Genomic DNA, 12900 nt, shown 5'->3' with positions numbered 1-12900 from the left:
CCGGTAACCCGAAGCAGCCCAACGATCGTCACGCCGGCCGGCGCACCTGGTCCGCCTCCGTGGGCGTGCGGCTCATCGCTCGCACGCAGTCGATGCCGGTCGCCGCGACGGCCACGGTCACGGCCACGGCGGCCGTGACCGCGAGCGCAACGACGGAATCGACGACGCAGACGATCACGATCACCTCGATCCCGACGACCAGCCAGGTCACCGCGGAGGCGCGGGTGCGATCGGCCGCGATCGCCGACAACAGCAGGACCTGCAGCACGGCCATCGCCGAGCCGGTGTAGGCGAACAACCACAGCAGTCCCACCAGCGGGCGGTAGGCGTCGCCGACGACTAGCGGCACCAGCGGCCCGAGAGCGGCCGCTGCCACCGTGAGGATCGCCCCGATCGACGCGACCACCGTCACCGCCTGACGCAGGGCGGTCCGCGAGCGCGCCGGATCGGCGAGCCGCGGATAGAAGACGACGCCGATGGCCTGCGGCAGCCAGAAGGCGGCCTTGGTCGCGACCGCGCCGAGGGCGTACACCCCGGCGTCGTCGGGGTGTAGCACGGTTCCCGACAGCAGCAGGTCGATCGAAACCGCCACGATCAGCACCAGTTGCACCTGCGAGGCGCGCAGCACTCCCGCGGCACTCACCCCGGTGCTGGTGTCCGGGTCGGCTCCACTGCCACCGGGGAGTCGACGGCCAGAACGTCCCCGGCCGGTATCGGCACGGCGGACCACCCCGACCGCAGACCACACGACGGCCGCGGCGACGGCCGTGCCGAGGGTGCCGACGGCGAGCCCCCACGTCGGGCCGACGCCGAGTGCGAACGCCACCAGCATCGGCACCGAGCGCGCGATGCCGACCGCCCCGAGAACCCACGCCAGCGCGCGAAACTCGCCGCTCCCCTGAAGGACACCCTGACCTGCGGCGATCACCACGAGCAGCGGCGCAGCTGCGAGGGCAGCAGCGGTGGCGGCCACCCCGGTCCGGGCCACCACGACGACCACCGGGACGGCGACCAGCGCGAGCACGACGACGGCCGCGACCGTCGTGACGGTGACCCGGACGAGCCCGATACCGCGTCCGCGGACGACCTCGCGGGCGATCACCGACTGCAACGCCAACGCCGGGACACCGAGGACGAGCATCGCCGACAGCAGTCGCGCGAACTGCCCGTAATCGCCCGGCGCAAGCCACCGTCCGGCCCCGACATAGACGACATAGGCCGCGAGATTCGCCGCCATCGACCCGGCGGCCACCGATCCCAGCGCGCCCATCATGCCGCGCATCCGGATCGCTGTCGCCATGCGACCAAGTGTGCCGCACCGGGGCGTGCCGAGTGTTCGCGCTGTTGGGGACGTCGGGGCCGGCGGGCACCGCGGCGGGGTGTGAAACGATGGAACGGATTCATCGTCGATCACCACTCGAGAAGGCCAGGATGTACGACCAGCAGAACACCACCGTCGACCCCGACTCGAGCGACATCGGCTCGCGGATCGACCCGGTACTCGCGCGCAGCTGGCTGCTCGTCAACGGTGCTCAGTATGAGCGGTTTGCCCCGGCCGCCCGTTCGCGCGCCGACATCGTCGTTCTCGACATCGAGGACGCCGTCGCGCCCAAGGACAAGGTCGCCGCCCGCGAGAACGTGCTGCGGTGGCTGGCCACCGAGTCCGACGACCATCCGGGCGGACCGGGAGACTGGGTGCGCGTCAACGGTTTCGGCACTCCCTGGTGGGCCGACGACCTCGACGCGCTGGCAACGACGTCGGTCGGCGGGGTGATGCTGGCGATGGTGGAGTCGGTCGACCACGTCACCGAGACCGCGAAGCGTCTGCCCGACGTGCCGATCGTCGCGCTGGTGGAGACCGCCCGCGGACTGGAGAGGATCAGCGAGATCGCCACGGCCAAGGGCACTTTCCGCTTGGCATTCGGTATCGGCGATTTTCGGCGGGATACCGGTTTCGGCGACAATCCGGCCACCCTGGCCTACGCGCGTTCGCGGTTCACCATCGCCGCCAAGGCCGCCCACCTGCCCAGCGCCATCGACGGCCCGACGGTGGGGTCCGGGGCACTGAAGTTGTCGGAGGCAACCGCGGTGAGCGTGGAGTTCGGCATGACCGGCAAGATCTGCCTGACCCCCGACCAGTGCGCCCCGGTCAACGAGGGGTTGTCGCCGTCACCCGACGACATCAGTTGGGCGCGTGAGTTCTTCGCCGATTTCGAGCGCGACGGCGGCGAGATCCGCAACGGTTCGGATCTGCCGCGCATCGCTCGCGCCACCAAGATCCTCGATCTCGCGCGCGCCTACGCCGTCACCGAATCGGACTACGAGGTCGACCCCGGACACGCGTCGGCTCCCTCCGACACCTACCACTACTGAGCCGCGGACCGAGGGAAGACGTTGCGCTCGTGACCAACCCGCGGCTGCTACCGATCCTCTACGGGGTCGGTGCGGTGCTGTCGGCGGTGATCGTCGGGCCCCTGTTCGGCGGCGGGTACCTGCTCTACCGGGACGCGGTGTCGACGCCGCGGTCCTTCGTCACCGATGCCGCGCTCGGGATCGGTCCGCTCGCACCCCGTGCGGTTCCCCAGGATTGGTTCGTGGCGGTGGCCGGCTCGGTCGTCGGCGGCGGCGTGGTGGTTCTGGTGGCCCTGGCCGCCGCAATCCTGTTCGCGGCGGTAGGGTTCGGGCGCTTGGCCTTTCGGCTGATCCCCGGCGCCGGACACTCCGGGGCGGTCGCCGCGGCCGTGGTCACGGTGTGGAATCCTTTTGTCGCCGAACGCCTCCTGCAGGGGAACTGGAGCCTGCTCGTCGGATACGCCGCGCTCGGGTGGATCGTCGTGGCCGTTGCCGATGTCGCCGTGGGTCGCGCACGTGGGCGGTGGGTCGGGTGGGCGCAGGTGGGTGGGCTGCTCGCGGTGGCCGGGTTGACGCCGACGGGGTCGGTGATGGCGTTGGTGAGCGCCGGGGTCACTGCGGTGTCCTGCGCCGGTATCCGACGGTGGCGCGTGCTCGCCGGACTCGGTGCGCTGTGGGTGTGTTCGGCGTTGCCGTGGCTGATGTCCGCGGCGATCGGTGGTGGATCGATCGCCTCCGACGGGCCGGCCGGGGTGCGCGCCTTCTCGCTGCGGTCGGAGCCGTTGTTGGGCCCGCTCGGCACCGCTCTGGGATTGGGTGGGATCTGGAACTCCGATGCCGTGCCGACGAGCCGCACGATCTGGTGGGCCGCGATCGCCACCGCGTGCTTGCTGGTGGTGATCATCATCGGGTCGGTGTGGTTGTGGCGCAGTCGTTCCGCGTCGCCGGCGCCGGGATTGTTGCGCGGTCTGGCAGGCGTGGCCGCCGCTGTCGTTGTGGTGGTTGCGGTGACCGCCGCGGGTCCGGGGCAGACCGCGCTGGGGGCGGTCATCGATGCTGTTCCCGGTGCGGGGTTGGTGCGCGACACCCACAAGTTCTTGGCCCTCGCGATGCCGTTCGTGGCACTGGCTTCGGCAGCCGCTGTGGTGGCGCTGAGGCGTTATGTCCCTGTGGGTTTCGCCCTCGCGGCCATTGCTCTGCTGGTGATCGCCCCGTTGCCGGATCTGGCGTGGGGGGTCGGTGGCCGGATCACGCCGGTGCACTACCCCGACGACTGGAGGAAGGCGGCCGCAATGGTGCCCGCCGACCGCGGGGCGGTGGCGTTGTGGCCGCCGGGCACGGTGCGTCGGTATTCCTTCGCCGACGGACCGTCACTGGACCCGACGGCCCGGATGGTGCGTGCGCCGGTCATCGAATCGGGTGAACTGCGGGTCGACGGCGTCGTGGTCGATCACGCCGATCACACGGCGGCACAGGTGAATCGCGTCCTTCGTAGCGGAGGCAATCCGCGCGCGCTGTCCGATCTCGGCGTCGGCTGGGTACTCGTCGAGCGCGGCCCCGAAACCTCCGTCCCGGCGGAGCTCGCCGATCTGACGCCGGTGGTCGCGGGACCCGATCTGATGCTGTTCGATCTCGACGGAGCGGTGACTCCGCAGGCATCGTCGATATCGCGAGGTTGGGCGTGGGCGGTCCACGTGATCTGGGCGTTGCTGATGGCCTTCGGCGCGCTCGCCGCGGTCACCGAGAGGTTGGCGAAAGTCGTTCAGCGGCAGGCATCGCGCAGGACGCGGAGCATCTCGTCGCACGTCGTCGACCACGAGTAGCGTTGCGACTTGCGCTGCGCCGCTCGGCCGAGCCGGCGCGCCTCGTCCGGGTTGTCGACGAGTTTTCGAGTGGCGCTGAGGAATTCGTCGATCCCATCGACCAACAGACCGGTCCGCCCGTCGTCGATGGATTCGGCCAGCCCGGCCGAACTCCGATACCCGATGGTGGGCACACCGTGTTGTGCGGCTTCCATCACGGCAAGCCCCCACCCCTCCTTGCGCGACGGCATGAGGTGGACACGCGCCTGCGCGAGGATCTCGTGTTTTCGCACCTCGCCCACGTGACCGTGGAATGTGACCGCTTCACTCACGCCGAGAGTCTCTGCAGTGCTGCGTAATTCGTCGGACCACCAGCCGTCGCCGATGACGTCGAGCGCCGCGTCGACTCCGGCCCGGCGGAGATCGGCGATCACGGTCAGCGCATGCTCGACCTGCTTGTGCGGAACCAGCCGGGACAACACGCACAGGCGTGGCGTCGGTGTGCTTGCGCCCGGCGCTTTCACGTCGGCCGGAACGGGATCGAGGCCATTGCGGATCACGTCGATGCGGGCTTCGTCCACACCGAGGCCGACCAGTTCACGCCGCGAGGGCGCGGACACCGTCACATAGCGGCTGCGCCGGTGTACCCACGGCGACAGTCGGGACTCGATGAACCAACCGAGCCGCCCGAGCGCCCGGCCGGCGACCGGCCACTGTTCGCGGTGGCAGTGATGGACCAGCACGACCGTCGGTGCGATGCGGGTCAGCGCGGCGAAGAAGGGCACGCCGTTCTGGGTGTCGACGACCACATCGGGAACGCAGCCGGCCAGCCGCCCGCGACCCATCCGGGCGGCCAGCAGGAGACCGAGCGCTCGGGGATACACCGAGATCCGGCCACCGGCGCGTACGAATCGGATGCCGTCGCGGCGCTCGTCGTCGGGAGCACCGGGGTACGCCGCGGTCAGATAGGTCACCTCGACACCTCGTCGCGCCAATTCCGCGCCCACCCGCTCGAGATAGGTCTCGCTGCCACCGCCTTGCGGGTGGCCGGTATCTCGCCAGCACAGGAGCAGCACATGGGTGGGAGGTGTCATCGTCTCACCAGGGTACCGACCGCGAGGTCGGCGTAGCGGTAGCATCCCGCCTGTGCCCGCACCGACCGCGAAGATGCGCCGACTCGCAACGCTCCGTCGCGCGGTCGGCCTCTTGTCGGACTTTCGGTACGAACAGACCGATCCCGCACGCTTCTACGGCGCCCTTGCCCGCGACACCGCGGCCATGGTCGGTGCGTTCGCGGACCTCGACGATTCGGTCATCCTCGACGTCGGCGGCGGCCCGGGCTACTTCGCCGACGCGTTCGGCGCGTGTGGCGCCCACTACCTGGCGGTCGAACCCGATCCGACGGAGATGCACGCGGGCGGACTCGAACATCGCGGCACCGTGCGCGCCTCCGGCCAGGCACTCCCCTTCGCCGACGACTCGATGGACGTGACACTGTCGTCCAACGTCGTCGAGCACACCTCACGGCCGTGGCAGATGTGCGACGAGATGATCCGCGTGACCCGCCCCGGCGGGCTCGTCATCGTCAGCTACACATTGTGGTGGGGCCCCTTCGGCGGTCACGAGATGGGCCTGACCCACTACGCGGGCGGCCACCGCGCCGCTCACTGGTACACCCGCCGACACGGACATCCGCCCAAGAACCTCTACGGCACTTCCCTTTTCGCGGTCACCGCCGCGGCCGGACTGCGTTGGGCCCGCAGCCGATCGGACGCCACGACGGTCATCGCCGCCTTCCCCCGCTACCTCCCGGCACTGTCCTGGTGGGTGCTGCGCGTACCGGTACTCCGCGAGATCCTCGCCACCAATCTCGTTGTGGTACTGCGCAAGAACTAGCACTACTCGACTCCCCGATCGTGGCGGCTTTCCCCCGCTGGTCGACGCCCCAACGGTCGAGCAGCGGCCTACCAGATCGTCGCGAGCCCCTCCCCCGATGGTCGAGGTGCGAGCCGCGTGCGGCGAGCCTCGAGACCCGGCGAGACAACAAGTATCGCAACCACATCGAAAGCAAGCCCGACGAAAACCGCATCACCTACCACACCCCACCGACAGAAAATCGTCGCCGAAACACGTTGTCCACAAGCAGAATTGATCAAAACAACTCTTGCGTCGAACACCCTGGCGATGTAGACTGGACCCATCACACCGATCAGCCACCGGGGAGGGGCCCATGATCGACACCACCGAAGCTCCCGACGCTGGAACTGTCGACGCCGAAGCAGTTTTCGCCGCCATCGTCACCCAGCTCAGCGACCTGCAATGGAATCCGGAGATGACCGGCCCACAGGCTTTCGGCGCGATGAAACAAGTCCTGTTGTTGCGGAACCTGGTTGATCACCACGCCACCACCCTCACCGGCGAACTGGACCGGCTGGGAGTGGCCGACCACAAGACCACCCGACTTCGGGAGTTGTTGATCAGCATGGGTTTCGCACCGGCCGTCGCAGGTCGGTACGTGCGGATCTCGGCCACCACCGATGTCGATCTGTTGTTGGCGCACGCGGCGGATGGGTCTATCTCGTCCGAACACGTCGATGCCATCGTCCACGGATTGGCGCACATCGACACCCGATGCCCCGAACCTATGGACACTGTCCAACGCTGTGAATTTCTGCGGAAACTCTTGTCGCACTATTTCGCCGGTTTCACTCCCGCCGAGATCAAACTCTACGCAAGGCAGTTGGGGAACGAGTTGGCGGCCGAAACGCCTGGCGGGTTACCGGCTGCGGAGGACAAGTCGATCAACTCCTACAGCGACCGCATCACCGACGACGGACGGTTGGAAATCTCGGCGAACCTCGACATCATCGCCGGCGAAAAGACACGGACGTTGATGGAAACACTGTCGGCGCCCAAGCCTCAGCCTGACGAGTCGCCGGATCCGCGGACACCCGAACAGATCTGTGCGGCCGCGTTCGAAACGATCGTGGAGTTGGCGGCACAAGGACTAGCGGACACCACCTTCTCGGCGAAACCGACCAACGGCCTGTTGTGGACCTGGTCGGCGGACAACCCGGCACTCGGTGGGGATTTGCAGAACATGGGTGCCATCACCGAAGCCACCGCGCGGATGTTGTCGTGTGACACCACGATCACCAAGATCATGCTCGACCCCAACGGTGTACCGCTCAGTGTTGGCGAGGCGAAACGCTTCTTCACCCCCGGCCAACGCAAAGCACTACTCGTCCGTGATCGCGGATGCATCAAATGCGGCGCGCACGCCGGGCGCTGCCAAGGACACCATTTGCACCACTGGGCCGATGGTGGTCCCACCGACCTCGACAACGGATGCCTGCTGTGCACCAGCTGCCACGATGATGTGCATCACCACGGGTGGGACATCATCATGGGCTTCGACCGGCACCCCTGGTTGATCCCACCCGCCAGCGTGGATCCGAAACGCCGACCCGTGCCGTCGTATCACCGTAGAACCATGCGACTCGCCGACGCCGCAGCCTGACCTATCCTGCCCCACTACCTGATTCCTTGCACCCGGCATCGCCGGGACCGCATCTGTTGTTTGAGAACTCCATAGTGAAATCCCCTCCCGATGGTCGAGGTGTGGTGCCGCCTGTGGCCCGGACTCCTTTCGGCACAAGGGGACGCTCCTATGTCTTGTCAAGAGCGGGTATTTATGCTGCGTGAGCTGGGGTTTCACCCCCGTTCGAGGGAGTGTTGTCGCCGTATTCGAGGAGACCGTAAAGCTCACGTGCGACGTAGGTTTTCAAGCAACGCCGAATCTCGCGCTTACTCTTCTTCTTCCGCCCGTTCGACTCCGACTGCCATTTCTGCACATACCTTTTCGTCCGAGGATCATGCTGCATCCGCACCAACACGATGTGATGCAACGCCCAATTCAACCGACGATCCCCCGACCTGTTGAGCCGATACCGCGTGACCTCACCACTACTGGCCGGGATCGGAGCAGCCCCAGCCAACATCGCAAACGCCCCACGACTACGAATCCGACCCGGATGCGACCACGCACACAACACCGTCGCCGCCACAATCGGACCCACCCCGTGCACATCCAACAACGCCGGCTTCCACGACTTCACCACCGCCTTGATCTGCTTCTCCAACTCCGCAGCCTCGGCCTCCAACGACTGGACCCGCTTGGCCAACCTGCGCAACACCCGCGCCATCGCCGCCGTATCCGCATCCCAGGACTTACTGATCCGCAACACCGCCGCCCGATCAACCATCGCCGCCGTCGACGACTCGACCCGCACCCGATCCCGCAACACCTGCGGCGCCGACACCGTCAACCCAAACAACTGCCGAGCCCCATCAGCAGCACCCTGCACCGCCGACGCCCGCACCGCCAACAACGCCGCCAGCCGATCCCGCCGCGCCCCACTACGCGGCACCCCCAACTGCGGGCGCGCCAACGCCTCCCGCGCCGCCCGCACCGCATCAATCTCATCACTCTTAGCACCATGACGACGCTTCATCCGCTCCGGCCGATCAAGCTCAATCACGTTCTCCACCAAATCATCACCCAGCAAATACCGACACAACCCCGCCCCGTGCGACGAGGTCCCCTCCACCGCCCAAAACCGCGCCGGAGAATACCTATCGGCAAACACCACCAACCGCGCGAACCCATGAACATCCGCGCTCACCCGCACCTGACCCAACACCGCACCCGTACGCGCATCCACCGCCGCAGCAGCATGCTCATGCACATGAGTGTCAACGCCGATCACCACCTCGACCAGCTCCCGCAAATCCGTCACACTAGTCACGTGTTCTCTCCATTCCAGTAGGGAACCAACAGTGGTTCCGGCCCGGGAGAGCGGCAGGCACGACTATTGACGGGACACAGATGACGCGGCTACGTCATCAGGTCAAGCTCCTATCAAGCAACCCGCACACCCGGGCCGGGACCGATGAACCAGAGCGGACAAGTCCCGTTCAGGACACGAAGTCAGTCTCGAGGAGGGCCACACCCCGGTCCATCACCCACAACCTAATACGGCTGCACCCCTAATTCTCATAGTCTCGAGGCTCGTCGCTGGCGCTCCTCACACCTCGACCACCGGATGGGTAGGGCTGGGGCATTCCCGCACGGGGAGGCTTCGACCACCGGATGGACGGCTCCCCTCCGATGGTCGAGGTGCGAGCCGCGTGCGGCGAGCCTCGAGACCGGCTGTGCCAGCGCTGGAACCGGGCCACCGTGGACCGGATACCTATCGGTGCAACGGGTCTCGAGGCTCGTCGCTGGCGCTCCTCGGCACCTCGACCATCGGATGGGGCAGGCGCAAGCCTCCATCGATGGCATCACCACCTGCGCCGGTGCTGGATTCGCACCACCACGGACCGGATACCTATCGGTACAACAAGTTGAAGCGATGGTCAGTTCGGCAGATCCGCCACGCAGCGGAGGAGGCCACCGTTGCTCGTAGTCGAGGTCAGCTGTTCGCGACCGTGCATGATGGTGCAGGTCACCGGACCGCGAACGACGATTGCGGTGAGTTCGGCCGAACCGCCGGTCACTGTCGTCGTCATCGACCACGGCGCGGCGGTGACCGGATCGATGACGAACTCCGAACCCTTGCGGTAGCGCACTCCGGCAACGTCACCGCTGCCGGTCAATTGGTAGACCACAGCTCCCGCGGGGACCCGCGAGGTGGTCGTCTCCTCCGTTGTCGTCTCGGTGGTGGCCGTGGTTGTGGGTGTGGTGGTCGAGGACGTCGCCGACACCGTACTCGTCGTCGTCGGCGACGCCGTCGAATCACCACCACCAGTGCTCCGGACGACGAGCACTGCGACGACCACGATCAACACCAGAGCCGCGATCACCGCAAGCGCCAAAATCAGGGTCCGGCGACCCCCACCACCGCCACCCCCGGACGGCGGCTCACCGTACGGTCCGGTGGGCGGCGGGCCGCCCGGCTCCTGACCATAGCCCTGCGTATAAGCCCCCTGCGGGTAACCCGACTGGTCATATCCCGTCTGGCCATACCCGGTCTGGGGATAACCCGAGTCGGGGTACTCCGCCGGATTCTGATCAGGGTCGAACGCACGCGTGTGCGGCGGCGGACGATTCGGGTCCCACGGATCTTCCGGTGGCTGAGTCATGCGCCGATTGTGCCAAACCGGGGCCGCCGACCCCGACAACCCGGAGAACTCATCCTTCGGCGATCGCCTCGAGCGGTTTCGTCCGCGCAGCCCGCACCGCGGGCCACAACGCGGCCAACACGCCGACCACGGCCGAGGCGAGCAGCGTCCAGCCCATCAAGCTCCACGGCAGCACCGGATCACCGAGCCCCCACCGGGCGAGCGTGCGCACCAGAGCCCATCCGATCACCGAACCCAGGACAACGCCGAGGACGGCCCCGTAGATCGCGATCAGCACCGACTCCAGATAGATCGTCCGTCTGATCTGGCTGCGCAGGGTTCCGATCGCGCGCAGCATGCCGATCTCGCGTTTGCGCTCCACCACCGACAGCGCGAGGGTGTTGATGATGCCGAGGACCGCGATGAGCAGGGCGAGACCGAGCATGGCGTACAACGTCGCGAGCATCTGATCGATCTGCTCGGAGATGCTGCTCTTGTATTGCTCGCGGGTCTCCACCTGCACCGTCAGATACCCCGACGTCGCGTTCTCGAGATCGGTGCGCAGGGTGTCGAGGTTGGTACCGGGCGCGGCCTTGACGAACAGCCCGAACGTGATCCGGCTCGTTTCCGGCATCACCTTCTCATATACCTGCGACCCGACCATCCACGGCTGCAGCGCCTCGTTGTCCTGGTACACGCCGGCGATCGTGACCGGCACTTGCGTTCCGTCCGCCGAGGTGAAGGTCAGGGTCTGGCCGCGTTTCCAACCACGCTCGTTGGCGGTGCGTTCACTGATGAACATCCCGTCGGCCGGCAGCTTGCTGGATGCGCCGTCGAGCATGTTCAGTACCGATACACCGTTGAGATCGCCACCGAGAGCGGCGAAGCCGGTCCGCGCCTGACCGTCGATACGCGCCGACACGATGCCGAACGACACGGCGTCGGAGATGCCCGGCACCTTGGTGACCGCCCCGGCCACCGACTCGGGCACCGGCGAATTGTTGGTGCCTGCAACGATGTAATCGGCTCGGATGCCTGCATCGACAGCCTGATCCACCGTTCCCTTGAACGAGGCGCCGAGCGTGCCGATCACGGCGACCAGCATCAGACCGAGGGTCAGCGCGAAAGCGGTTGCCGCGCTGCGCCGCGGATTGCGCACCGCGTTGGTGCGGGCCAACCGTCCGACCGTGCCGAACGGGGCGCCGATCACCCGGCCGAGACCGCCGACGATGGGTTTGGACAGTGCCGGTCCGGCCAACACCGACGCGACGATCGCCGCACCCGCGCCGATACCGACCACCACCGCGCGCAACAGTCCTGCGCCCATCGCGCCCCAGGCGATCGTACCGATGGCGATCAGCAAGAAGACGACGCCGACCAGCGTCCGATTCCGCAGCGGCGCAGCACCTTCGGTGACCCCGGCGCGCATCGCCTCCACCGGGGACACCCGTGCGGCCCGGACCGCGGGTACCCAGGCGCTGACCATCGTGACGACGATGCCGACGAACAGCGCGGCGAGCACCGCCCACACACCGACCTGCAGGGAGCCACTCGGCAGACCCGAGGCGGAGCCGACCACCGCCTTCAACACCGCGGCCAACCCGACACCGACACCGAGCCCGACCAGCCCGCCGATGACGCCGACCACGAACGCCTCGAAGAGCACCGAACGCGACACCTGACGCCGGCTGGCACCGATGGCGCGCAGCAGGGCGAGCTCACGATTGCGTTGCGCGACGATCATCGAGAAGGTGTTGTAGATGATGAAGGTACCGACGATGAGCCCGATTGCCGCGAATGCCAACAGGATTCCGGTGAAGATGGTCAGGAACTGGTTGACCTGGGCCTTCTCGTCCGCGCGCACCTGGTCGCCGGTGCGGACCTTGAACTGATCGGTGTCGACGAGGGCCGACACCCGCTTGGCGAGTTCGTCGGCGGACACCCCGGACACCGCAGACATGTCGACCACCGCGACATGCGAACCGTCGGAGAAGATGTCGGACGCGGTTTGCTGGTCGAACTGGACGTTGACGTACCCGCCGGTCGAGGTGGGCAGGTCGACGAGGCCGACGACAGTCACCTCCAACGGCTGCGTACTGCCTTGTCCGATCACGAGTTTCGTCTTCGATCCGACCTTCAGGCCGCCCTTGTCGGCGGCCGAGGAGTTGAGGACGATCTCGTTCTGCCCATTGGGCGCCCGGCCACCGGGCAGCAGTCTCTCCGAGGAAATCGCCTGATCCGGTGGGATGTAGGCGGTGGCGATACTCGGGGCGCCACCGGTCTGCAGCGCCTTGCCGTCGGCGCCGGCGATCGTCACCGGCCCCTGCTGGTTGGTGACGATCTTGTCGATCCCCAACTCTTGCTTACGCTCCCGGAGTTGGTCGACAACGCTGTCGGGCACCCCGTCGGAGGTCGATCGTTGCGGCGTGATCTCGACGGCCACGCCTTGCGCCGCACCTTCGAAGATCGAGTTGAACGCGTGGGAGATGGTGGAGGTGAACACGATCGAACCGGCGACGAACGAGGTGCCGAGGACGATCGAGAAGACGGTCAGGAACAATCGGAGCTTGTGCGCACGCAGGTTTCGCAGCGAGACCTTGCGCATCACCGATGATGCGGCCAT

9 protein-coding genes are annotated in these 12900 nt (G+C 67.1%); 4 read left to right on the top strand and 5 right to left on the bottom strand.

What is annotated here, in order from left to right:
• Window positions 1–28: 28 nt before the first annotated feature.
• Complete coding sequence (locus AC5ZH6_RS03020; RefSeq protein ID WP_205741450.1) at window positions 29–1300, bottom strand: polysaccharide biosynthesis protein; 1272 nt, start codon at window positions 1298–1300, stop codon at window positions 29–31.
• Window positions 1301–1431: 131 nt separating this feature from the next.
• On the opposite strand from AC5ZH6_RS03020, the gene AC5ZH6_RS03015 reads away from it, so the two are divergent.
• Window positions 1432–2373, top strand: a complete 942-nt coding sequence (locus AC5ZH6_RS03015; RefSeq protein ID WP_006369411.1) for an HpcH/HpaI aldolase/citrate lyase family protein — start codon at window positions 1432–1434, stop codon at window positions 2371–2373.
• Window positions 2374–2402: 29 nt separating this feature from the next.
• On the top strand, window positions 2403–4175 hold the full coding sequence (locus tag AC5ZH6_RS03010; protein ID WP_006369410.1) for an MmpA family trehalose lipid delivery protein: 1773 nt from the start codon (window positions 2403–2405) through the stop codon (window positions 4173–4175).
• Here AC5ZH6_RS03010 and AC5ZH6_RS03005 read toward each other — a convergent pair.
• Window positions 4115–5248, bottom strand: a complete 1134-nt coding sequence (locus AC5ZH6_RS03005; RefSeq protein WP_006369409.1) for a glycosyltransferase family 4 protein — start codon at window positions 5246–5248, stop codon at window positions 4115–4117. The genes AC5ZH6_RS03010 and AC5ZH6_RS03005 overlap by 61 nt on opposite strands.
• 73 nt (window positions 5249–5321) lie before the next feature.
• Between AC5ZH6_RS03005 and AC5ZH6_RS03000 the strand changes: the two genes are divergently transcribed.
• Both AC5ZH6_RS03000 and AC5ZH6_RS02995 read left to right on the top strand, forming a co-directional pair.
• Window positions 5322–6050, top strand: a complete 729-nt coding sequence (locus AC5ZH6_RS03000) for a class I SAM-dependent methyltransferase (RefSeq protein ID WP_006369408.1) — start codon at window positions 5322–5324, stop codon at window positions 6048–6050.
• Window positions 6051–6384: 334 nt separating this feature from the next.
• Entirely contained in the window at window positions 6385–7674 is a 1290-nt protein-coding gene (locus AC5ZH6_RS02995; RefSeq protein ID WP_006369407.1) for an HNH endonuclease signature motif containing protein, read from the top strand.
• A 172-nt stretch (window positions 7675–7846) separates the two neighbouring features.
• Here AC5ZH6_RS02995 and AC5ZH6_RS02990 read toward each other — a convergent pair whose 3' ends face one another.
• From AC5ZH6_RS02990 to AC5ZH6_RS02980, 3 genes are all read right to left on the bottom strand, one after another.
• A complete protein-coding gene (locus tag AC5ZH6_RS02990) occupies window positions 7847–8953 on the bottom strand; it encodes an IS110 family RNA-guided transposase (protein ID WP_211545477.1) in 1107 nt (368 codons plus the stop codon).
• Between the two features lie 619 nt (window positions 8954–9572).
• Complete coding sequence (locus tag AC5ZH6_RS02985) at window positions 9573–10298, bottom strand: hypothetical protein (protein WP_133092136.1); 726 nt, start codon at window positions 10296–10298, stop codon at window positions 9573–9575.
• A 49-nt stretch (window positions 10299–10347) separates the two neighbouring features.
• On the bottom strand, window positions 10348–12900 hold the full coding sequence (locus AC5ZH6_RS02980; RefSeq protein ID WP_006369405.1) for an ABC transporter permease: 2553 nt from the start codon (window positions 12898–12900) through the stop codon (window positions 10348–10350).

This window comes from Gordonia sp. YC-XJ4, assembly GCF_059511865.1.
This window is presented reverse-complemented; position numbering and strand designations above follow the sequence as displayed.

Bases quoted from the DNA above. Each gene is read 5' to 3' on its own strand.
- AC5ZH6_RS03020 (WP_205741450.1), bottom strand. From the start codon at position 1,300: ATGGCGACAGCGATCCGGATGCGCGGCATGATGGGCGCGCTGGGATCG.
- AC5ZH6_RS03015 (WP_006369411.1), top strand. From the start codon at position 1,432: ATGTACGACCAGCAGAACACCACCGTCGACCCCGACTCGAGCGACATC.
- AC5ZH6_RS03005 (WP_006369409.1), bottom strand. From the start codon at position 5,248: ATGACACCTCCCACCCATGTGCTGCTCCTGTGCTGGCGAGATACCGGC.
- AC5ZH6_RS03000 (WP_006369408.1), top strand. From the start codon at position 5,322: ATGCGCCGACTCGCAACGCTCCGTCGCGCGGTCGGCCTCTTGTCGGAC.
- AC5ZH6_RS02995 (WP_006369407.1), top strand. From the start codon at position 6,385: ATGATCGACACCACCGAAGCTCCCGACGCTGGAACTGTCGACGCCGAA.
- AC5ZH6_RS02985 (WP_133092136.1), bottom strand. From the start codon at position 10,298: ATGACTCAGCCACCGGAAGATCCGTGGGACCCGAATCGTCCGCCGCCG.
- AC5ZH6_RS02980 (WP_006369405.1), bottom strand. From the start codon at position 12,900: ATGGCCGCATCATCGGTGATGCGCAAGGTCTCGCTGCGAAACCTGCGT.